This is a genomic window from Neisseria sp. P0008.S004 (genome assembly GCF_051962755.1).
GTDB lineage: Bacteria > Pseudomonadota > Gammaproteobacteria > Burkholderiales > Neisseriaceae > Neisseria > Neisseria subflava_A.
The window spans coordinates 1-343 of record NZ_JBQCUZ010000037.1; the positions used below are offsets into that span (position 1 = coordinate 1).

At 66.8% G+C, this 343-nt stretch carries 1 protein-coding gene; it reads right to left on the reverse strand.

Features of this window, described 5'->3' with window-relative positions; genetic code table 11:
- Positions 1 to 343, reverse strand: a 343-nt coding sequence (locus tag ACTHSW_RS10845; RefSeq protein ID WP_440373920.1) for a hypothetical protein, incomplete at both ends; no start/stop codon positions are given.

The following is a 343-nucleotide window of genomic DNA, read 5'->3' on the forward strand; positions in this document are numbered from 1 at the left end:
ATGGCGGCCGGCCGTCAGCGAGCTGCCGACGGCTTCGGCGCTGCTGCCATCCTGCACCTGCGTGCTGCGGCTGCGGCCGCCGCTGATGACAACGGGCGTGCCCGCCGCCTGGCTGGCTTTGGCTGAGGCGCTGCTGCGCTGCATCCAGTTACCGACGATACTGTCGCTGTACCCGCCGCCCTGCATGGCTTTGTCCCAGGCATTTTTGCCGGCGGTATAGGGGTCGTAAGTGATGCCGACCGAGAAGCCGCTCTGTTTGTGCTGCGCTTCGCTGTGCCGCTCGTTCCGTTTGTAGGCTTCGCCGAGGGAAACTTCGCGCCCCTGCAGATGCAGATCGCCGCCG